The sequence below is a fragment of the Hyphomonas sp. KY3 genome (assembly GCF_017309975.1).
In the GTDB taxonomy this organism is placed as follows: domain Bacteria; phylum Pseudomonadota; class Alphaproteobacteria; order Caulobacterales; family Hyphomonadaceae; genus Hyphomonas.
Map to the genome: position 1 here is coordinate 3,127,354 of NZ_CP022271.1, position 20,895 is coordinate 3,148,248.

Below are 20,895 nucleotides of genomic sequence, written 5' to 3' on the forward strand. Positions count from 1 at the left end.
TCTAGGGGATCGCCACGCCGATCACTGCACCGACGGCGAAGCCTGAACTGGCAAACTCGGTCACCACGCCCTGATTTATCTCGCGGGCAAAACTGTCCGCGTCGGATATGTCGTAGCGCGCGTAGAGGCCGATTTCGGCCTGCTGGCCAAGTGGCCTTGCCGCGCCCAGTTCGAGGCCTGCATAGGATCGGTCGCCGGACTCGTCCCCGGCATCGACAAAGCCTGCGCGGGCAAGGACGTAGGCATCCCATGCACCAGATTTCCAGGAGGGGCCGGCGGAGACTCCGGCGCCGAAATCGCCCAGCGTGGCATCGTGAAACACGGTGAGCGCCGGGCTGTAGGGCAAGTCGGACGTAAAGCTTGCGGCAAGCTCCAGGCTTTCTTCATCCTCTGTTCCCGGATAGGTCAGCCAGCTTGCCGTCAGGTCCATGCTGCCGCCCTGGGTGTCGAACTGGTAGCCGATGACATAGTCGGTCTCGTCCGCAAAGGCCGCCTGGTCTGCGCCGATGGGAGTCAGGCGATAGAGTCCGCCATAAAGTGTGCCATGCGCGCCGGTTGTCTCCAGCAGGAGTTCTGTTTCCAGCGTCAGCGGGCCGATCTGTTCGCCGCGATCATGGAGCCCGCTGGAAATGGCCGCCTCGCCGATGACCCGTGTTTCTGCGAGGCTTTCGGTCACGAAGACACAAGCGCTCGCAGCCAGCAGGTTCAGTTTCAGCATGGGAGACCTCCGTCATTTTTGCCTTGTCCTGACGCAAGCAGGCGGGGCGGACAAGACGGCCCGGAAAAGTCGGCGGCGAACTGCTCCTTATGCGAATTACAGTCACTTTCACTTGCACGGAGACCTGCCCGTTCATCCGGGCGAAATCTTCAAATTTCACAGCTGTAACAAGGACTTGTCCGGTGAAGCACGTTTCGCCCAAATGCACGCTGGCGAAGGCGTGGTGACCCACTTGCCCGCCCAGTGCATATTTGGCACCGCCCCATTTCAGGCCGCTCTGACCTGTTTTACAATCCGGAAAAGCCCTGTACCTAGCAGGCAATCAAACAGGGAGCGCCGCCATGGCCGAATTGACGCTGGAACAGAAAGTCGAGGAATTGTGGGCGCGCGAAGCGATCCGGGATTGCCTGTTTCGCTATGCGCGCGGCATCGACCGGGCGGATGAGGAAATGCTGCGTTCGGCCTATTGGCCGGATGGCACCGATCATCACGGGCCTTACCAGGGCAGCGCGTCGGGCTTTGTCGACTGGGCGATGAAGACGCTGCCCTATATCGAGCGGGGCATTCACCAGATCCACAACATCCTGATCGAATTCCGCGAGGGCGGCGCGGCGGTGGAGAGCTATTTCTCTGCCTTCCAGCGCCAGCCGGGCGCCGACCGCCAGATGCAGCAATGGGACATGAAAGGGCGCTATCTCGACTGGTTCGTGAAGCGCGATGGCGAGTGGCGCGTGCTGAACCGGCTCGTCGTGTTCGACTGGACCGAGGAAATGCCGCTGCCGCCGGGCACAGAGGCCGAGCGTTTTGGCCCGCGCACGCCGATTGGCGCGAGCCATCCGGAAGATGCGGTCTATTCCTTCTTCGAGGACAAGTAGGTTCCCTTGCCGCGTTCATCCTTCGACTTCGCTCAGGCTTCGAGGGGTCAGACATCGCAATGCGATGTCCCCGAGAAGGCCCGAAGCGCAAGCGCCGGGCTTCTGCTCCCGGTGGCTTCATCCTTCGACTTCGCTCAGGATGAGTCAGCAAGGGAGGCGGAATGAGTCCGTAAGCCGCCTCAAGAGATCAGCTCATCCTGAGCGAAGTCGAAGGAGAGCGAAGTCGAAGGAGAGCGAAGCTCGCCGCCTGTGCCTGCGACCGGAGTCGCGGATAGCGCACCGGCATTCAGACAAAATTCAGGGACACCTCAGGACGTGTCGGGCCAGTCCGCGACGGCGCGGCTGACAAGGCCCGGCAGGGCGCTGGCCACGCTGCCCAGCTCTGCGCCGAGGCGGAAATTGCCGGCGCTGGGCGGGCAGACAGGGCGCGGCTCTTGCCTTGCCTTCATCTGCGCCAGATGGCGCGCGAGCCGTTTGGCGGCCGGCGCGGGATCTTTCAGCAGGCGTTGCAGCGCGATGATGTGCGCGATCAGCGGCGCGGCGGGGACCGGCCCGGCGGCGAGCGTCTGCGCGGCCCCCTTCCCCGCAAAGGCGTCTTGCCAGTCCATGAGACCGGCGGCGCGCCGCCCGGTCAGATTGAGGCGATGGACTGGTCCATAACTGGTCCCAAAAGTGTCCGTAACATCCTCTACCGTGTCGGCAAGCGCCGGGCGCGGAGTGGAGGCCGCCGCGCCGGTCTGGCCGGGACTGGCTTGCGGCAGGGGTGGCAGGTCCAGCGCCGCCGCCATCAGGATGATCAGCCGCCGGACAATCGTCTCGATGGCCTTCAGCCGCCCGCGCACCCTGGCGCGCACGCGCCGCGACACCGAGTCCGGCTCCAGATGCAGCCCGGCCTGCGCCCGCACATCCAGCACCGCGCCCTGCGCGGCCTTGAGCCCCTGTTCGATGAATGCCGCCATCCCGTTCATGCAGGAGAGTCTATGGGCGGGAGGTATCAGACGGATTGGGGCGGATACTCGGTCATTTCCGTGTGCTTATTCCTTGGGGAACTTCAACACAGCCTCCCTCTATTTCTCCCAAGTCCCACAACCACCGACACCTCTCGCTTAAACAAAACAATCTTGTTGAATATGATTACTTCCCGTAGTCTTTCTACTCTACCAAAATAAGAAAAGGCTCATAGAGTATGTCGAAACAAGGTACGCTCTTCGACAAACGCTTCCTAGGCAAGCATGCCGGACAGATAATGTCAGATCCAACCACAGCATTAGTTGAGTTGGTAGCGAACGCTTGGGATGCGTATGCAACAAAGGTCTCGATTTCTTGGCCGAGCGAAGAAGCGGGCTCACCATTTCGCATCTTGGATGATGGTATTGGAATGACGCGAAACGAATTCCAAAAAATCTGGCGGACTTTGGATTATAATAGACTAGAAACTCAAGGCCCGGAAATCGATCCGCCCCCTGAATTGATGAACGCTCTCCCTCGTAAAGTTTATGGTCAAAATGGCCGAGGACGGCACGCGGCATTTCTCTTCTCTTCACCCTATCTAGTTCGAACTTGGCGAGACGCCAACGAAACCACATTCCGTGTCAGTGAAGGCTCGACGCAACCGATTTCAGTAGAGATCGTTCAAGAACGATCTGATGTCGATGGACACGGAACTGAAATCATCGGCGAACGCGTCATTCCATCTAAATTAACTTCTGAAGAAGTTCGTTCGATTCTTAGTACGCGATTCTTGCTTGACCCGAGCTTCAGTGTTTCGGTCGACGAGATTAAGGTTACGTTTGAAGACATTCCGCCAGGCGCCATTGAAGTTAAAGAAGTGGACATACCCACGCTTGGAGTTGCGGAATTGAGAGTGATTGACTCTCAAAAATCCGATCGAACAACAAAGCAACATGGAATAGCATGGTGGGTTCAAAATCGCTTGGTAGGACAGGCAGACTGGACAGCGTTCGACGGGAAATTTATTGATGGCCGCACAGAAGAAGCTAGACGTTACAGCTTTATAGTAACTGCGGACTTTCTAAAGCCTTGGGTCCTTCCCGACTGGTCTGATTTTGACAAGAATGCAGATCAAGTCTCAACCGCCCAAGATATTATTCATAACGCAATTCGAGATACGATATCTCACTTACTTCGCGCACGGAGAAAAGAAACAAAAGAGAAGGTGAAACAAACCTTTCGCAGTGAAGTGGCTGAGCTTCCGCAACTCAGCCAAGACCGCTGGGACAATATGCTTGATGAGTTGATTGAAAAGTGCCCCACGTTTGGCGAAAAGCAAATTAGTCAAGTGATGGGCTTGCTAGCTTCCATGGAGTTAGCCGAGTCAAAATACAGTCTACTAGACAAATTGAGCGAGCTATCACCAGATGACGTTGATGCTTGGAACAATATTCTTGAGGAATGGACTTTAAGAACCGCAAAGGCAGCACTTGATGAAGTTCGATACAGGCTAAAACTCATCGAAGATATTCGGCAAAAAACTGAGGATCACGATACTGATGAAGTTCAAGATCTGCAGCCACTTATCGAGAAATCATTGTGGATATTTGGACCTGAGTACGAGAGCATTGAGTACACTTCGAACAGAGGCATGACGACTGTACTAAAGAGGCTGTTTGGCTCTCAGTCAAAAGGCTCTCTCAATCGACCGGACTTTGTAGTGCTGCCAGACAGCACTGTCGGGATTTATGCACGCGCAAAATTTGATAGCGAAAGCAACGAGGTCGGTTCAGAGGCAGTGGTGATCGTCGAGTTGAAGAGACCGGGCGTTTCGCTTGGCTCCTCTGAAAAGAACCAAGCGTGGAAATACATCAAAGAACTGAAAAGCAAAGGGTACATCGACGATTCAACAAAAGTGCGGGCATTTATTCTCGGCAATCAGATTGAACGAGGCGAGGGGGATGAGCGAAAGGAAGGGGAAAATGTGGTTATACGGCCCATCTTATACGCAACGTTTGTTTCTCAAGCAGAAAAACGAATGCTCAACTTGCACAAGAAGCTCAGCGATGCTCCATTCATGCAGTCCGCTAGCAATGATGATCTAACTCGCACTGAAACCAAAGAGATGTTCTCCTAAAACCCCCGAAACGTCGCTGCTTCGTCTACGGACTTTCGTGTTGAGACGACGGCGTTTGCCGGGAAGGTGTCGTCGGGCCAGCCCATGGCGACGCAGGTCTGGATGATTTGATCGTCCGGGATGCCGGCCTCTTCGCGCACGACGGGGCTCTGCATGATGCCTTGCGAATTGATCACGCAGCCGAGCCCGCGCGACCAGGCCGTGTTGACGATGCAATTGACGACGCCGCCACAATCGAAGGGCGGGATGTCGCCGCCCGCCAGCGCCTTGTCATAGGTGATGACGATGGAGACCGGCGCGTCGAACTGGCGGAAGCCGCGCAGCACCCAGTCCATGCGCTTTTCCTTGTCGCCGCGCTCAATGCCCATTGCCTGGAACAGCTGGACGGCGATCTCGACCTGGCGATCCCGGTGGACGCCCGCATAGGGCGGGCCCATGCGGAATTCGCGGCTGTCGGGCACGCCGGCGACATTGCGCTCGACATTGCCCTTGCGGATCCGGTCCAGCACCTCACCGGCCACGACATAGAAATTCCAGGGCTGGGAATTCATCGAGGTGGGCGCGCGCATGGCGATTTCGAGGATTTCGCGGATCAGCTCTTTCGGCACCGGCTTATCGAGATATCCGCGAATGCTGCGGCGTGATTTGACGACGTCATCATAATTCATGGCCGGGGCCTCCCTTTGATCTTTTGTTGCATGAGCCCTAGCGCCCCTGCCCCAACGTCAAAGAAGCGGGAAGTGTGGCTAGGCGGCGGTGACGCGGCCGGAAAGCTGGGCGGCGTCGCCCGCAAGGCTTTTCACCATGACGCGGGCGGGGTCTTGCGGGCCGGGGAAGATGAGCTGGTGCTTCGGGGTGACGGTAAAGCCGATCTCGCCGAAATAGGCGGGCGCGCCGATCAGAATGGCGGCGGGCCAGCCAGCGGCCTTGCCAGCCTCCAGCGCCTCGCCCGTCACGGTCAGGCCAAGGCGGCTGCCCCGGTGCGACGGGCCAACGGCGACCGGGCCATAGAACAGGGCGCGATCCCGGCTGGGGCCGACTTTCAGGGGCCAGACGCGGCAGACGGCAATCACCTTGCCATCCAGCACCGCGACGCGGTTCACCTCTGGCAGGGAATGGGAATATTCCCGCAACCGCTCGGCTGTCTTGGCAAAATGGCCCGAGCCGAAGGTGCGCGCGAAGAGGTCTTCGATCGCATCGGCATGGAGTTCAGGGGTTTCGGGCACAATCTGGAGCATGGCGAGCGCGTGTAAGGCGCATTGCCACCCGGTTCAAGCGACAGTTTCGACATGTGCCGGATTGAACGCAGTGGGTTTGCTGTATCCCTCGTCAGTATTTCACAGAACACCCATAGGGTTTGGAACTGGCGACTTCGACCGGTTCGCGCGCAGCCACGCTCTGCATGGCGGCGGAGACATAATTGGTGGCCGTTTCGATATCGGAGACGCGCGCGGATGGCGTGTCGTCAATTGCGCCCTGATAGGCGATGGTGCCGTCTTCGGTGATCAGGAACATGTGCGGCGTGGTCTTGGCCTTGTAGAGGCGGCCAATGTCTCCGCTCTCGTCAATGATGACATGCTCAGGCGTCGCGCCGCGCCCTTCATTCATGTCGAGGATTTCCGCGCCGGTGCGGTGGCCCTGCTTGCCGGGGGCCGAGGAGATGATGGACAGCCAGACGACATCGCTCTCGGACGCATCCGTCTGGAGGCCCTGCATATTGGCAGGCGGCACGGCATAATGTTTCTGCACGAACGGGCAGCCATCATTGGTCCATTCGAGGATGACCCGCTTGCCGGCATAATCCGACAGGGAGACCGTCTCGCCGGTGGCGGTCGTGCCGGTGAACTCCGGGGCGATCATGGGCTCGCTTGCATCGGGGGCGGCCTGGGCCGTCGAGGCGATCAGGGCGCCAGCGCTGAGTGCCACAGCGGTGGCCATGCCAGCAGCGAGGGAAAAGTTGCGTCGGCTCATCATGATGCGGGATCCTCCAATATGTCGTGGAGTTCGCATCATGCTCACTCAGACGTGACAAGTCCAATCACAAGCTTTTGAGACAGCACTTCCGGCAGGATTTCCGGCTCGGTCGCCCCGGCGGCATACCAGAGATACATCGGCACGCCCGCCCGCTGGCGCCGCTTCAGCTCCTCGGCAATGACCGGATCCTTGCGGGTGAAGTCCGCCACGAGAAAAGCCACATCATGCGCGGCAAAAGCATTCTGGACGGCTTTTGACTTGAGCGTCGTCGCCTTGTTGAGCTGGCAGGTGGCGCACCAGGTTGCGGTGAAGTCCACGAAGACCGGGCGCCCCTCTGCGGTGAGTTCCGCAACACGCTGCGGGCTCCAGGCTTCAGTTTCATATTTCTCCGCATACTGGGCGTTGCCCTCCCCTGCCGCCACCGACGAGTTCGCCGTCAGCGCGGGATAGACAAGCCCCGCGATCACCGCGATCGCGGCGACTGTCTTGGCGAGCGCGCCCCCGCCGCGTTTGGCCAGCCAGATGCCGAAGGCGATCAGCGTGCCGCCCGCCACGGTCCATGCAACCGCCGCCGGGCCAGAGACCGCACCAAGCGTCCACAGCAGCAGCGCCGCAGTCAGGAACATCGGGAAGGCGAAGAACTGCTTCAATGTCTCCATCCAGCGCCCCGGCTTGGGCAGTAGGCGCGACAGGCCCGGCACGAAGCTGAGCACCAGATAGGGCAATGCCAGGCCAAGCCCCATGGCGAGGAAGACAATCAGGACCGAGATCGCCGGACGATCCAGCACGGCCCCAAGCGCTGCGCCGAGGAAGGGCCCGATACAGGGCGCACCCACCACAGCGGCGAGCACGCCCGTAAAGAAGGCACCCATCGAGCCACTGCGCGAGGCGAGGCTGCTGCCGGTATTCTGGATCGACGTGCCAAGCTCGAACATGCCAAGCAGCCAGAGGCCGATGACGAACATGATCAGCGTCAGCACGGCCACGGTTGGGCCGTTCTGCAGCTGGAAGCCGAGATTGGCCGTGCCGGTAGCTTCGCGGATCGCGATGATGGCGGCGGCAAGCGCGGCAAAGGAAAGGAGGACGCCGCCCGTATACCAGAGCCCGTGGCTGCGCACTTCGCTTTCATGGCCGGACGCGACCGCATGCACCATGCCCATCGCCTTGATGGAGAGCACCGGAAGGACGCAGGGCATCAGATTCAGGATCAGGCCGCCAATCACCGCCGCCAATGCGAGCGCGATCAGGCTTTGGCCACCTGCGCCGGACGATGCCGACCGGGCGGCGATGCCCGCCGTATTCTCGAAGACACTCCCCTGCTCGGCGGCAATCGTATAGCCGGCGCGGTCTCCGTCCGGGGTCTCGACGACGACAATGCCCTCAAGTGCTGCTTCCAGGCTGTCATCGGCAGGCGTGAGGCTGAGCGTGGCCCCATCGCTGCCAAAACTGAGCGGCTGGTCTGCCGGGTGACTAATTTCATGGCCAAAGGGGTAGAACCGGATGTTGGAGCCGGGATCGAAGCCGCCTTCGGTTTTCAGGCTTAGCTTCCAGAGGCTGCTGCTGGCGTCGATACGCGCTTCGCCATCAAAATCACGCGGCGCTTTCGCGATCCATTTGCTGATCAGCATGCCATCTTCGATGTGCGGCTCGCTGGGGCCGACGGGCAAGGTCAGGCTCACTTCGGCGGTTTCGGGAATGCAGATTTCTTCGCAGATCAGATAATCAGCGAGGAGATTGAGCTGCACGCTGCCCATCGCATCGGCGGGAATGGTCAGCGGAAATGGCAGGACAAGGCGGTCATCATAGCCATAATCCATGATCTCCCCTTCCACGACCGGCAGCAGATGAGGAATGGGCCAGACAAAGGGGCCGATGGAGGCTTCGGTAATGTCACTGCCGTCCAGCACATCGACTTGCGGCGGCAGGCCAGCATCCCCGGCATTGCGCCAATAGACATGCCAGCCCGCATCGAGGTCCATCTTGATCGCGGCATAGAATGTTTCACCGGGCTCAACGCGTTCGCGTTCGGTAATCAGCTCGACCATGGCCCGGCCCCCATCGACGGGCTGGGCGTAGGCAACCGGCATCATCGCCATCAGGGCGGCGAGAAACGGCAGGATGAGAGCTCTGATCATGAGAGGTCCTTTAGGCGGCATATGTACTGGTGTGCCCGTATGCCTGCGATTGGTCGCAGAATGAAGGGCCTCGCTCAAACGTGATGACACAGTGACCATGGCATGGCGCGCAAGAAAAAAGCGGCTCCGGATGGAGCCGCTTTTCCTATTCGATGGGCGTGAAGCCTAGTTGACGGGCGCTGCGACCGCCTCGGTCGCCTGAATGCGGACCGCGCGCTGGATCACGACCTGCCAGTTCATCAGCGAAATCAGGTGCGCATAGATTGCGCCGAGGGCACCATTGCTGCGCAGTTCGAGGAATTTCTCGGTTGGCAGCGCGTTCAGCTTGTCTTCGGAAACGGCCCAATAGTCAGCGATCTTCTGCTGTTGGCCAACCGGATTGCCCTGATTGTCGCGCGGCTGGAAGGAAACCGTCTTCTGCTCCAGCAGATCCATATCCTTCAGGATGCGACCGAATTCGACGGTGGCCTGACGCTGGCGCTCGAATTCCTTACAGAATTCAATGGCGTCATTGGTGAATTTGCTCGGCTGGCCGTTTTCGAAGAAAGGCACTTCCGGCTGGTTGCTGACCATCGGCGCGGCGCGGTCGACGCACAGGACCAGACGGTCTGAGCCTTCATCAGACGCAAAGACGAATGGATAGCGGCGCACAAAGGCCGGCACGTAATGGTCGTCAGCCACGAATCCGTTATTGTCGACATACAGGTTCTGGCCCTGACGGATGCCCATCACGGCAACTGGTGTGCGTTCTTCGCCGACGAAGATCAGCGGGTAAAAACTCGCCGCTCTTCCGAATTCGGAAACCGTTACCGGTACAGCATGGGACTCCCGCAGGAACGCGAAAGGTTGTTCGATCTGTTTGACGCCAAGGCCAGCATGAGCTTCTGCAGACAGCGGCTGAGGCTGCTTGTAGAACATCACGGTGCCGGAAAGGTTCGGCTGTCCGCCCGCTGGCGGGGTTGCAGGTGTTGTGTTCACGTTGGAGACTCCCGAAATTGTTGCCGGATCGTTACCGGAAATAGCCACAGCCCACAACACCCCAAAGCGTGGGAACTACAGTCAGGAAAAGGTCATATTTCTCCAATGAAACTGCGCTTCCCAGCCTCAATGCGATCTGTTTTCCAAGGCGCTTTCAGCGGACTGGCTGTCCTGTCGCTGGCGGCTGCCTGTACGCCGGCTGTGGACGATGCGGGCACACCCCGCCGGATTGCGCGCCAGGTTGATGATCTGATGGCCTCGATTGCCGCGAATGAACTTGCTGACAATCCGGAAATGGCGACCCGGCTGGGCCTGTCCGAGGACGCCACCGGGTATGATTTCAACGCCTATCTCACCGACCGCTCCCAGGCCGCGTTTGAGCGGACACGTGTCAAACGGCTCGAAATCCTGGAAGCCTTGTTGGCCGCGCCGCGCCCGGTCGAAGGCGGGCAACAGGCCCGGCACCTCGACACGGTTATCCAGGCGTATGAGACCGCGGAATCCCTGTTTGTCGCCGGTCATGGCCAGACCGGTCTTGGCCACGCCTATCCCTATGTCGCCGATCATATGCGCGGGGCGTATATTGATGTGCCGGACCTGCTGACCGGCGCGCATCCGTTTGGCACCGCTCAAGATGCGCGCGACTATGTCAGCCGACTGGCGCAGCTTCCCGGTGCGTTGCAGGACGAGCGCCGCCGTCTTCAGGCTGATGCCCGCGCCGGCATCGTGCCGCCCGTATTCGTGCTGGAGCGGATGCAAACACTGGCGGAAACAATCGGCGCAGGGCCCGCCGAGGCACATTTGCTGGTCACGACCTTCAACAATCTCGCCTCAGGCGCGGATGGCCTCAGCCTGCAGGAGCAGACAGAACTCGCCGCCCGCGTCGACGCGCTTGTGCGCAATGACGTGCTGCCTGCCTATGCCGAGTTCGCCGCCGCGCTGGAGGCGCTGATGGACGACGCGCCGGAAGAGCCCGGCGTCTGGCAACTGCCCGGCGGGGATGTCTATTATGACGCTGCCCTGACGGCCTATACGGATGAAGGGATCACCGCCGAAGCCCTGCACGCACAGGGCTTGGCCGAAGTGGCCCAACTGACCGAAGAATTGATGGCCGCGCTGGAGGCACAGGAATTGGTTGAAGGCACGCTGACCGAACGGCTGGCGGCCCTGTCACTACTCGACGGCCAATTGTACGAAGACACGCCGGAAGGGCGCGAGGCCCTATTGGCACGCATGCGGACGCATATGGTTCGCGCAGAGACGAACATGGCCGAAATCATGCCCGGCATGCCGCGGACGGGCGTGACGATCCGTGCCGTGCCGGATTTTCTGCAAGCATCTGCCCCATCGGCCTTCTACAGCGCGGCCCCGGCCAATGGCTCGGCCCCGGCCCAGTTCGAAATCAATCTCAGTGATATGACGGACTGGCCGGACTTCATGCTGGCGACGCTGGTCTTCCACGAGACGATTCCGGGGCACCATCTGGAAAGCGCTCTCACCGCAGAGACCGCCAACCTGCCTTTGATCCGTCAGATGATCTGGAATGTAGCCTATGGCGAAGGCTGGGCTGTATATGGCGAAATCCTCGCGCATGATCGCGGCCTGTATACGGATGATCCGCTGGGCCGGATCGGGTTCCTGCAATCCATGTTGTTCCGCGCCGCCCGCCTCGTGGCAGACACGGGCATGCATCGCGATCACTGGACCCGCCAGCAGGCAATCGACTACCTCGCTGAGACGACGGGACAATCGCCAGAGGCCATGGCCCAGGAAGTGGACCGCTATGCCGTCTGGCCCGGACAGGCAGCCGCCTATTGGGTGGGCGCGCAACGCATACTGGATCTGCGCGAACGGTCCCAACGCGTGCTCGGCCCCGATTTCGATCTGGCAGAATTCCACGCCGTTGTTCTTGGCGGCGGACCGCGCCCCCTCTCCCTGCTCGAACGAGATGTGGAGCGCTGGTACATTTCGAAAGTCGACCTGTCGAACTAGGCTTTTTGCCACAAACTATCCGGGCTTCGCCTTATTGACGCCATGCGCGGCTTACCATTCTGTCACCTCAAGGACGCAATGAGGAGGGACATCATGCGCATGCGAGGAATGGTTCTGGCCGGAGTGGCCGCCGCCGCAATACTGACAGCTTGTGAAACGAGTGAGACCGGTCAGGCAGGCGACGCGGAGTTGCAAACGGTAACTGTCACGGGCAGCCAGCAGGACTCATCCGCGCCGCCCCCACCGCCCCCTGCTCCGCCACCGCCGCAAATGGTGATGGAATCCCGGGCCATGCTCGGCAAAGCAATGGCCGCACCAGTGATCCTGGCGCCCGCACCCGAATTCCGGGACCAGTATGAGGATGTCGAGCAGAACCCGGTCAAGCTGGTCAGCGAAGAACCGGTCTCGACCTTCTCGATTGATGTCGACACAGCCTCCTATGCCAATGTGCGGCGCTTTCTCGAAGACGGCATCCTGCCGCCCAAGGATGCCGTGCGCATCGAGGAGCTGATCAATTATTTCGACTATACCTATCCCCAGCCCGCCGAAGGCGAGGCCCCCTTCTCGACCCAGGTGAATGTGATGCCGTCGCCCTTTGCCGAGGGACGCGAGCTGATGCAGATCGGCATTCAGGGCCGGGACATTGACCGCGATGCCCGCCCGCCCATCAATCTCACCCTGCTGATGGACGTGTCGGGATCCATGTTCTCCGACGACAAGCTGCCGCTGGCCAAGCAGGCCATCAAGCTGATGCTGGAGGAGATGGAGCCAACCGATACGATCGCCATCGTCGTCTATGCGGGCGCCGCCGGGGAAATCCTGGAGCCGACACCGGTCAGCGAGAAGCGCAAGATTGTTGCGGCGCTGGAAGAATTGAAAGCCGGTGGCTCTACCGCGGGCGGTGAAGGCCTGCGCCTTGCCTATTCGCTGGCCGAACAGGGCCTGAAGGAAGATGCCGTCAATCGCGTCATGCTGCTGACCGATGGAGACTTCAATGTCGGCATTTCCGACCCGGAACAGTTGGAGGATTTCGTTTCTCGCAAGCGCGAGACCGGCATTTACCTGTCCGTGCTCGGCTTCGGGCGCGGCAATTACAATGATGCGATGATGCAGAAGATCGCCCAGACCGGAAACGGCACGGCGGCCTATGTCGATACGCTGAGCGAAGCGCGCAAGATTCTGGCCGATGACCTGTCGGGCAATATCTTTCCGATTGCGGATGATGTGAAGATCCAGGTGGAGTTCAATCCGGCGCGCGTCGCCGAGTATCGCCTGATCGGCTACGAGACCCGTATGCTGGACCGGGAAGACTTCAACAATGACAAGGTCGATGCCGGCGATATTGGCGCGGGCACGAGTGTCACCGCGATCTATGAGATCACGCCGGTTGGCTCAGACGCCGCTCAGATCGATCCGCTGCGCTATGGTGACACGGATACGTCGGCCAGCGATCCGTCCGGGGAATATGCGTTTGTGAAACTGCGCTACAAGGCCCCCGGCGCGGAGGACTCCATCCTGCTGGAGCGTCCTGTCACCCTTTCCGACCGTGTGGCCAGCACAGCCGCCGCCCCGCAATGGGCGCGCTTTGCCACGGCGGTGGCAGGCTATGGCGAGATGCTGAAAGGGGGAGAGGCCCTCGGCACCGGTTTCGGCTGGGAGGAAATCCGAAATCTGGCGAATGGCGCCAAGGGCCCGGATGAATTCGGCTATCGCGCGGAATTCGTACAACTGACCCGGCTGGCAGAAACGGCCGAAGCACAGGCCGCCCTGAACAGGCCGGGTCAGGAAATCGAATAGATCAGGCCGCGATGGGTGCGGCGTCGGCCCGGCTGCGATCCGTTACGCAGACCGGGCTGAAGCCGGCCTCGATATCGTTCACGATCAGGCGGCGCGTGCGCGCATCGAATTCCGTGGCGAGGAAGACCGCCCGCGCGCCGTAGCGTTCGGCATCGGCGAGTGCCCAGATTGGCTGGACGTCGTTTGGCTTGCCCGACAATTCAATCGTGCGGATGATGCGCCATCCATATGTGTCCGGAGCGGCAAACAATGCCACGCCTGCCGTGCGCGCCCAAGGCGCATCCAATGGAACGCGTTTGAAATCCCAGGCTTTGCCTGACCGTCCCCGAAATCTTACGTCGATACCCATGTTCATGCTCCGTTCTGATGAGCATGTTCCTATAATGTTCCAGAACGTTCCGCAAGAATTTTTTAGTTAACAGCGTGTTAACGCATTCGATCGAATTTCACTCAATGACGCGGAAACGGCTGCGGTCGAAAACGCGCAGGACTTGCGACAGTTCGCGGCCGCGGCGCAGCACCTGACCGGCCTGTCCGTAGACCACATACTGGCCCTGCATGTTTGCGAGATGGGGTTGTTTCTCGATCCGCCAGGTGGGGTTTTCGGCGTGTCGCCTGAAAATGGCAAAGATCGCGACGTCCTTGTGCATGCCAATGGCATAGTCCCTTGCCTTGCCGGCCATGACCAATCGGCCATAGACGTCGAGAATCGGTTGGAGTTCGGTCTTGTGAAAAGCGATTCGCGGTTCCGGGGGCGTTATCCGGTGCGTGTTTTCAGCCATTTTTCCCTTTCTGGTTTCTCCTGAGACGCGAAAAGGTGGCTGGTAAGCTCGCCTAACCGCGATTTAATGCAAAACGGGGGTAATTGGGGCAGTTTTGCCATGTTTACGCCTTGCGTCCGCCCCCGACGACAATCATCTTCTAATTGTCGGACGGAGGTGTTCAGCAGACACCCCGGACCCATCAGCCCCCCCAGCCCCCTGGGGCGTTTGTTCAGCTTCTGTCCGACAACTTACCCTTCCCTGACAATTAACCTACGCCTTCGTGGACCCATTGGGCCGCGAGACCGGCAATACGTCAAGCAATGGCTTGGCAATTCGCCCGAGATTCCGGCCGATGCCCGAGGCAAGGCTGAGACGCCGGTCGATATAGGTATCGAGCTGTTCATCCGACGGCTGGTCGAGCCAATACATGATGATCGGCGGGATCACCGCCGCCAGCAGGCCGCGCTTGGAATAGCGATTGTAATCCTCTGATGTATCGCCCGCCTCGTCCCAGACCATGTCTGCGATGCGCCAGGTCCGCTGGACCGCAGAGGCCGCGCCCCAGGGCAGCAAGCCCCGAACGGCGGCGCGGCGGACCGCTTCCCGGTTCGGCTCCAGCGCAGCAAGCCATGCCAGAACACCCGCCTTTACGCGCGCGGGCGTCTTGAGGGCCGATATATCCTGATCTGCAAGCGCCTCGCGAGCCGCCTGCCCTGCCCGGTCAAAGAAGGCGTCAATCAGGTCGGGTACGCCATTTGGCGCCGCCAGCGCCTTTTCGCCCTCGCTGAGGCCTGCCTTTTTGGCCGCCCTGGCCGCTGTGGCCTCTGTCCAGCCATCGAACGGCACGTCCGGCAGCATTGCGTCCAGCCAGCGGAACCTGAGGACTTCGGACGGTGTTTGTGTCATAACTGAACCTGATGGCTTTAAGGGCTTGGCCAATCGGCCAGAGCCGTGATATAGGCCCCGCTTCCGAGGTCTGTAGGCCTCAACCGAATTGAATCGGGGCGACGCCCCTAACGAATGGAGAAGAACAATCGTACAGATCGTCGTCCGCGATAACAATGTCGAGCAAGCTTTGCGCGCGCTGAAGAAGAAAATGCAGCGCGAAGGCCTGTTCCGGGAAATGAAGGCCCGTCAGTACTTCGAAAAGCCATCCGAGAAGAAAGCTCGTCAGCGCGCTGAAGCGGTTCGCCGCGCCCGCAAGCTGGCTCGCAAGCGCGCCCAGCGCGAAGGCATCGTATAGACGCCTCTCCGGATTACCGGTTTCCATAAAAGCCCTGCCAGTTCGCGCTGGCGGGGCTTTTTGCTTTTGGAGTTGATTTGGAGCGTGGTCGCGATCAAGATCATCGCCATCGGCAAGCTGACAGTCAGGCACGCACATGACCCTCAATGAACAGATTGCTGCGCACTATCGCCACGGCGATTTGCTGCAGGCAATCGAAGACGGCCTGTCGAATCTTGGACTGGGTCCGAACAGGGTCACGGTCGACGATTTGGGACCGGTTGACGAATTTCATATTGGTGGCCGCGTCGCCAGCACGCACTTTCTCGACCAGCTTGATATTAATGCAGGCATGACAGTGCTGGATGTCGGGTGCGGTCTTGGCGGTGGGGCGCGGTTTGCGGCGGCCACTTATGAGGCTCAGGTCACAGGCATTGACCTCACACCGGAATATGTGGAGACGGGTCAGGTGCTGTGCGATTGGGTGGGACTGTCCGACCGGGTGTCTCTGAGGCAAGGCAGCGCATTGTCCATGCCCTTTCCTGATCGCGAATTCCAGCGTGCCTACATGATGCATGTCGGCATGAATATCGACGCCAAGGAGGCCCTGTTTGCCGAGGTTCACCGTGTCTTGGACTCAGGTGCGCGGTTCGGCATTTACGATATCATGCGAACGGGCGAAGGCGACCTGGCCTATCCAGTGCCATGGGCCGGCAGTCGCGACACGAGCTGGCTCACCGGGCCGGAAGGCTACAGGAAAGCGCTTGAGGCAGCCGGGTTTGAGTGTCTGACTGAGAACAACCGGGGTGCTTTCGCACTGGATTTCTTCCGCAAGATCCGGGAAGCCAACGCGACCCGTGGCGGTCCGCCACCGCTCGGGCTTCACACATTGATGCAGCACAGCACAGCCGAGAAGGTAGGAAACATGGAGGCAAATATCGCCGCAGGCCTCATCGCACCTGTCGAGATGATTGCGGTAAAAACCTAAAGCGCGCTGCGCCGACAGTCACAGAGATTCAAGCAGTCGGGGCTTTTTCTATTGGAAGAGCCGTTTTCGGTGCCAATCCGTACGTTAGCGAGTGATTGAAATCGCCCTGATCAGGTTGCTTCAATCGCGAAAGACTCTATTCAGGTACTCAGCAATTGCCGGAACCACTCTCTCCGAGCGAGGAGAAACGGGTCAACAAGTTTTGGGGGAACCATGGCTGTACTTCTCTGGATGTTGGCGGCTCTTTTATTTGTCTTACTCGATTTGGCGGCCTATGTCGTCGCGGCTATTGGGTTTCTGACGTTCTTCACTTTTGACAGTCTTAAGCCATATCGGTGGTATATGATTGGCATAGGTCTGGTGGGTGGTCTGATGCTTTTGCCGATTGCCGACCACTTCATTGGAAAAGCAATCCGCTCTGTCACCGCTCTATAGAGATGCGATGTGAATACTCGTCCTGCGGCTTGAACTCTCATCATGCAACCTGCCGCACCAATGCTTCGCCCTAAACCGCCTTCCCTTTCAGGCCGACCATCCGCTTGAGCATGCCGCCCATGTCGCCGATGCCGGCGCCGTGGACGGCGCCTGCGCGGTAGACTTTGGTGGACAGCCACAGGATCAGCAGCGCGAACCCGGCCATCAGGCCCATCTGGGCGAGCACTTCCCAGAGCGGCGGATCATGCGGCATGCGCAGGATCAGCAGGAAGGGCGTGAAGAACGGGATCCATGAGGCGATGTCGACCAATGGCGATCCGGGATCCTGAAAGGCGATGAAAATCGCGAACATGGGCAGCATGAGCAGGATCATCATTGGGCTGAGCAGGGTCTGCGCTTCCTGAATCGTATCGCAGAGCGAGCCGAGCGCCATGAAGATCATGCCGTACATGATATAGCCGAGAATGAAGCTGATCAGGCCCGGCACGATGATGGCCGGATTGGCAAGCGTCGCCAGGAATGGCTCGATAATGCTGCCAACACCCGGAATCTGTGTCGCGACCAATGTGCCGCCCGCAAAGGCAAACAGGCCCCAGGACAGCATCATGGTGGAGGTGACCGCGAACACGGCGAGCATCTTGCCCGCCAGCAATTCCGGCAGCTTTACCGAGGTCAGCAGCGTGTCGAAAATCTTGTTCGAGCGCTCCTCGATCGTGCCCATCAACAAGTACTGGATGATCGAGAACACCATAAGCCAGAGGAAATAGGCGAGCCCGCCCGCGACGAACATCGGCGCGCGGTCGGCCATCGTCACTTCGGCGCCGGTGGCATCCTGTTCCTCGATCGTGCGGATACGGCGTGCCGGCACGTCAAAGGCCGCATCATCCACGTTCTGGAGGAAGTCTTCGCCAAGCCCGGCTTCGTTGAGCGCATCGCGGCGGGCAAGGCGCAGCATGGCATCCTGGGCGAGATAGCGCAGCTGGTCGACATTGACGTCGTCACTCCAATATTCGAGTTCGCCCCCATCTTCGGCCAGCACAAAGGCCGCAAAGAGCGGCTTGTCGCCGAGCGGACCGGAGACCAGTTTTTCGCCGAGCAGATAGGGCCGTAATCCGTCAATGGAATCTGCGGGCGCAGGCACCGGGATGAATTTCCGGCTGGCAATGCTGGCTCCTTCGGCGGCGGCGCGGGCTTCATCCTCGCTCATGACGGGCAGGTCCAGCTGTTCGGCAAGTTCGCTTGTACGTTCCGCATTGGCCATTTCCCGGCGCTGGAACTCGGCTTCGATCGCCTCGGCATAGATGCCACCCGGCTCGATGACGGCATAGTAGCGCACCGGCGAGGATTGCGCCGCAAAACTGGCGAGCGCCGCACCGATGATCATGAAGAGCGGCACAGCCGCCAGGCTCAGCCAGAAGCCCCAGGCCTTTACATAGCCAAGATAGTCCCGGCGAAAGATCAGCAATATGTTGCGCATCAGGCGGCCTCATCTTCTGCAAGCGATGCGGCCAGAGCGGCTGCATCTGCCTCGCCCACCAGCGACACGAACACGTCGCGCAGGCGGGCCTCTTCGGGCGCAAAGCCGGTAATCGGTGCGCCGGCCTCAATTGCGGCGCGCAAGGCGTCCTGCGCCTCCCGGCCCGGCGGCAGATCGATCCGCCAGGTCTCGCCATGTCCGGCATCTGTCGTGCGGACCGCCTCGAACCCTTTCGGGCCGAGTGCGCTCGACAGATCAAACCCGTTCTCGACGGAAATCCGTGCCCCCTGCCCCAGCGTGGCAAAGGCCTCCTTCAGCGTTCCGTCCAGAACCTTGCGCCCCCGCGCCATCATCACGATGCGGTCGCAGAGGCGTTCGGCATGTTCCATGACATGGGTGGAGAACAGGATGGTCGCGCCGCGTGCATGCTCGGCACGGACAAGATCTTCAAGGGCTTGCTGGTTGACCGGATCAAGGCCTGAAAAGGGCTCATCCAGGATCAGGAATTTGGGCCGGTGCGCCAGCGTGGACAGGATCTGGACCTTCTGGGCCATGCCCTTGGACAATTTCGAGATGCGCGCGCGGCTGAATTCCTCAAGGCCCGCAGCGCTGAGCAGTTCGTCAGCGCGCGTCCGCGCATCATGCGCTGACAGGCCCTTCAAGCGTGCAAAATGGCTGATCGTGTCGCGCGCGGTCATCTTCTTGTACAGGCCGCGCTCTTCCGGGAGGAAGCCGACCTGCTGAAGCGCGCGGACATTCGGTCGCGCACCGAACAGTTCCACCTCGCCTGAATCCGGCTCCATGATCCCGAGTCCCATGCGCAAGCTGGTCGATTTGCCAGCGCCGTTCGGGCCGAGAAAGCCGATGATCTGGCCGTCCGGCACTTCAAGGGACAGGTTGTCCACGGCGGTAAATGTCCCAAACCGCTTGGTGACAGAGGTCATGATCAGGGGCGATGAGGGCATCGGCATGGCGTCCTTGTAGGCAATCGACGTCAGGTCGTTAGTGTTTGTCGATATGGATTACCCTCAATCGCCCGAAACGCCTTGCCAAGCCCTTAAAGGAGTCGCAGCATCATTCCAGATGAAGACGATGCCTCCCCTTTCAGGACTGGATCGCCTGACAAAAGATGCAGGTGCTGACGGAATCCGGCGCCCGCCTGGTTCCCTTGAGAAATACGCAGAACAGTTGGCCCGGATCGAATCCGCCCTCGCCCGCATGGAAGCGGGGCGCTATGGCCTATGCACAGGATGTGACGCCAGAATCCCGCTGACACGGCTCAAGGCTGATCCGGCCATCGCGACATGCGCCGATTGCAAGGAACCGGAAAACCTGTCGGTCTGAGTGTTCTAAAGGACGAGTCCGAACAGTGCGATGAACAGCTGGACGACCAAGGCCAGCACCACCATCAGCACGACAGTGGCCATCCAGCGGCCACCCAAATTCATGACCAGGCCGGAGACAATGCCGAAAACGGTCATCAGGCCGAGGGCAATCATCCAGTTCATGCCAATGGCAACGGCGAGCGTTGCATAGCCGACGGTCAGGATGATGAGCAGGCTGCCCCAGATGCTTCCCACCATGAAACCATCCCAAGTCGCCTTCTGGGCGCTGATGTCCATGTCTCCACGATGATATTCACTGGCAGCCATTTAGGGCACTCCCCGTCAAAAACCTTGTGACCTGCGTAATATATCAGGGCGAAGCAGGGTCAAGCGCGTCAAAGCGCTCCAGTTCAGTTTAGTTGCTTGTTCGATTTGGGCCGCTTGGGCGTCATTGCCCGTGGCAAGGGCGCTGCGGGGATACCCTCCTCACGCAGGGCTTCGGATTCTTCGGCAGAGGTTTCGCCCCAGATCGGCCGGTTGTCAGTCTCGCCATAGAACATCGAACGCGCCTCGTCTGCGAAGCTGTCGCCGACATAGTCGAAGTTACGCGAGACATGGTCGCGTGCCTTCGCAAGAAATTCCCGCGCCATCGCCGCCTCATCCGGCGCGGCCTTGCGACCGTCGGATGTACGCACAGACGGCGCCATGATCTGTTTGGCCACATTCTCGCCGCCGCACATCGCGCAGCTGACAAGGCCCCGGCTGGACTGGTCGTCAAACGCCGAAGACGACGCAAACCATGCCTCGAAGTCATGGTCGCAATCAGAACAGATGAGCGCGTAACGGATCATGGCTGCCCCAGATTATGCGCCGAGCAGGGAATCCAGCTTCCCGGACCTTTCAAGTGCCATCATGTCATCGCAGCCGCCGACATGTTTGTCGCCGATAAAAATCTGCGGGAAGGTGCGACCGCCCCCAGACCGTTCGACCATTTCGGCTTTTTTCTGCGCATCCATTCCGGCGTCGATTTCATTGAAATTGACGTTCTTGGATTTCAGCAGGGAGACAGCGCGCGTGCAGTAAGGACAGAACTGGCGCGTATAGATTGTGACATCAGCCATTGAGGG

General features: G+C 60.0%; 23 protein-coding genes. 8 read left to right on the top strand and 15 right to left on the bottom strand.

Translation table 11 applies throughout. The features are described 5' to 3' along the window. Nucleotide 1: 1 nt before the first annotated feature. Nucleotides 2–718, bottom strand: a complete 717-nt coding sequence (locus CFA77_RS15025) for a hypothetical protein (RefSeq protein ID WP_206991378.1) — start codon at nt 716–718, stop codon at nt 2–4. Between the two features lie 341 nt (nt 719–1,059). On the opposite strand from CFA77_RS15025, the gene CFA77_RS15030 reads away from it, so the two are divergent. Next, nucleotides 1,060–1,593 carry a nuclear transport factor 2 family protein gene (locus CFA77_RS15030; RefSeq protein ID WP_206991379.1) on the top strand — a complete coding sequence of 178 codons (534 nt, stop codon included), beginning with the start codon at nt 1,060–1,062 and terminating at the stop codon, nt 1,591–1,593. A gap of 308 nt (nt 1,594–1,901) precedes the next feature. On the opposite strand, the gene CFA77_RS15035 is transcribed toward CFA77_RS15030, so the two are convergent. Next, complete coding sequence (locus tag CFA77_RS15035) at nt 1,902–2,561, bottom strand: hypothetical protein (protein ID WP_206991380.1); 660 nt, start codon at nt 2,559–2,561, stop codon at nt 1,902–1,904. Between the two features lie 218 nt (nt 2,562–2,779). Here CFA77_RS15035 and CFA77_RS15040 point away from each other — a divergent pair, with 218 nt between their 5' ends. Continuing rightward, the gene (locus CFA77_RS15040) at nt 2,780–4,681 is read left to right on the top strand and encodes an ATP-binding protein (protein WP_206991381.1); all 1,902 of its coding nucleotides are present in this window, start codon (nt 2,780–2,782) and stop codon (nt 4,679–4,681) included. Here CFA77_RS15040 and CFA77_RS15045 read toward each other — a convergent pair. The 5 genes from CFA77_RS15045 to CFA77_RS15065 form a co-directional block, all read right to left on the bottom strand. After that, nucleotides 4,678–5,349 (bottom strand): nitroreductase, encoded by a 672-nt coding sequence (locus CFA77_RS15045; RefSeq protein ID WP_206991382.1) that lies wholly within the window; start codon nt 5,347–5,349, stop codon nt 4,678–4,680. The genes CFA77_RS15040 and CFA77_RS15045 overlap by 4 nt on opposite strands. 78 nt (nt 5,350–5,427) lie before the next feature. Then, nucleotides 5,428–5,919, bottom strand: coding sequence for a GNAT family N-acetyltransferase (locus CFA77_RS15050; RefSeq protein WP_206991383.1), 492 nt, complete (start codon nt 5,917–5,919; stop codon nt 5,428–5,430). A gap of 91 nt (nt 5,920–6,010) precedes the next feature. Next, nucleotides 6,011–6,655 (bottom strand): redoxin domain-containing protein, encoded by a 645-nt coding sequence (locus CFA77_RS15055; protein WP_242517402.1) that lies wholly within the window; start codon nt 6,653–6,655, stop codon nt 6,011–6,013. A 41-nt stretch (nt 6,656–6,696) separates the two neighbouring features. Continuing rightward, entirely contained in the window at nt 6,697–8,790 is a 2,094-nt protein-coding gene (locus tag CFA77_RS15060) for a protein-disulfide reductase DsbD (protein WP_206991384.1), read from the bottom strand. 165 nt (nt 8,791–8,955) lie between these two features. Then, complete coding sequence (locus tag CFA77_RS15065; RefSeq protein WP_242517403.1) at nt 8,956–9,768, bottom strand: SapC family protein; 813 nt, start codon at nt 9,766–9,768, stop codon at nt 8,956–8,958. A 105-nt stretch (nt 9,769–9,873) separates the two neighbouring features. On the opposite strand from CFA77_RS15065, the gene CFA77_RS15070 reads away from it, so the two are divergent. Further along, nucleotides 9,874–11,760: a DUF885 family protein gene (locus CFA77_RS15070; protein WP_206991385.1), complete on the top strand. Its 1,887-nt coding sequence runs from the start codon at nt 9,874–9,876 to the stop codon at nt 11,758–11,760. Between the two features lie 93 nt (nt 11,761–11,853). Beyond that, nucleotides 11,854–13,557: a VWA domain-containing protein gene (locus CFA77_RS15075; protein WP_206991386.1), complete on the top strand. Its 1,704-nt coding sequence runs from the start codon at nt 11,854–11,856 to the stop codon at nt 13,555–13,557. A 1-nt stretch (nt 13,558) separates the two neighbouring features. Here CFA77_RS15075 and CFA77_RS15080 read toward each other — a convergent pair whose 3' ends face one another. From CFA77_RS15080 to CFA77_RS15090, 3 genes are all read right to left on the bottom strand, one after another. Further along, nucleotides 13,559–13,906 carry a hypothetical protein gene (locus CFA77_RS15080; protein ID WP_206991387.1) on the bottom strand — a complete coding sequence of 116 codons (348 nt, stop codon included), beginning with the start codon at nt 13,904–13,906 and terminating at the stop codon, nt 13,559–13,561. Between the two features lie 97 nt (nt 13,907–14,003). Further along, nucleotides 14,004–14,339, bottom strand: coding sequence for a DUF2794 domain-containing protein (locus CFA77_RS15085; protein WP_206991388.1), 336 nt, complete (start codon nt 14,337–14,339; stop codon nt 14,004–14,006). Nucleotides 14,340–14,591: 252 nt separating this feature from the next. Continuing rightward, on the bottom strand, nt 14,592–15,227 hold the full coding sequence (locus CFA77_RS15090; protein ID WP_206991389.1) for a COQ9 family protein: 636 nt from the start codon (nt 15,225–15,227) through the stop codon (nt 14,592–14,594). Between the two features lie 127 nt (nt 15,228–15,354). On the opposite strand from CFA77_RS15090, the gene rpsU reads away from it, so the two are divergent. The 3 genes from rpsU (at nt 15,355) to CFA77_RS15105 (ending at nt 16,966) form a co-directional block, all read left to right on the top strand. Further along, nucleotides 15,355–15,564 carry a 30S ribosomal protein S21 gene (rpsU, locus tag CFA77_RS15095; protein ID WP_156947899.1) on the top strand — a complete coding sequence of 70 codons (210 nt, stop codon included), beginning with the start codon at nt 15,355–15,357 and terminating at the stop codon, nt 15,562–15,564. Between the two features lie 136 nt (nt 15,565–15,700). Next, nucleotides 15,701–16,531, top strand: coding sequence for a class I SAM-dependent methyltransferase (locus CFA77_RS15100; RefSeq protein ID WP_206991390.1), 831 nt, complete (start codon nt 15,701–15,703; stop codon nt 16,529–16,531). Between the two features lie 213 nt (nt 16,532–16,744). Next, entirely contained in the window at nt 16,745–16,966 is a 222-nt protein-coding gene (locus CFA77_RS15105) for a hypothetical protein (protein ID WP_206991391.1), read from the top strand. 70 nt (nt 16,967–17,036) lie between these two features. On the opposite strand, the gene CFA77_RS15110 is transcribed toward CFA77_RS15105, so the two are convergent. Both CFA77_RS15110 and CFA77_RS15115 read right to left on the bottom strand, forming a co-directional pair. Next, nucleotides 17,037–18,443, bottom strand: a complete 1,407-nt coding sequence (locus tag CFA77_RS15110) for an ABC transporter permease (protein ID WP_206991392.1) — start codon at nt 18,441–18,443, stop codon at nt 17,037–17,039. Beyond that, nucleotides 18,443–19,414, bottom strand: coding sequence for an ABC transporter ATP-binding protein (locus CFA77_RS15115; RefSeq protein WP_242517404.1), 972 nt, complete (start codon nt 19,412–19,414; stop codon nt 18,443–18,445). Before CFA77_RS15115 ends, CFA77_RS15110 begins: the two co-directional genes overlap by 1 nt. Nucleotides 19,415–19,535: 121 nt before the next feature. On the opposite strand from CFA77_RS15115, the gene CFA77_RS15120 reads away from it, so the two are divergent. Continuing rightward, nucleotides 19,536–19,787 (top strand): hypothetical protein, encoded by a 252-nt coding sequence (locus tag CFA77_RS15120; protein WP_206991393.1) that lies wholly within the window; start codon nt 19,536–19,538, stop codon nt 19,785–19,787. Between the two features lie 5 nt (nt 19,788–19,792). On the opposite strand, the gene CFA77_RS15125 is transcribed toward CFA77_RS15120, so the two are convergent. The 3 genes from CFA77_RS15125 to grxC form a co-directional block, all read right to left on the bottom strand. Beyond that, nucleotides 19,793–20,095, bottom strand: coding sequence for an aa3-type cytochrome c oxidase subunit IV (locus CFA77_RS15125; protein WP_034815077.1), 303 nt, complete (start codon nt 20,093–20,095; stop codon nt 19,793–19,795). Between the two features lie 83 nt (nt 20,096–20,178). Beyond that, nucleotides 20,179–20,619 (bottom strand): DUF1178 family protein, encoded by a 441-nt coding sequence (locus tag CFA77_RS15130; RefSeq protein WP_206991394.1) that lies wholly within the window; start codon nt 20,617–20,619, stop codon nt 20,179–20,181. A gap of 12 nt (nt 20,620–20,631) precedes the next feature. Continuing rightward, nucleotides 20,632–20,889, bottom strand: a complete 258-nt coding sequence (gene grxC / locus CFA77_RS15135) for a glutaredoxin 3 (protein ID WP_206991395.1) — start codon at nt 20,887–20,889, stop codon at nt 20,632–20,634. Between the last annotated feature and the right edge of the window lie 6 nt (nt 20,890–20,895).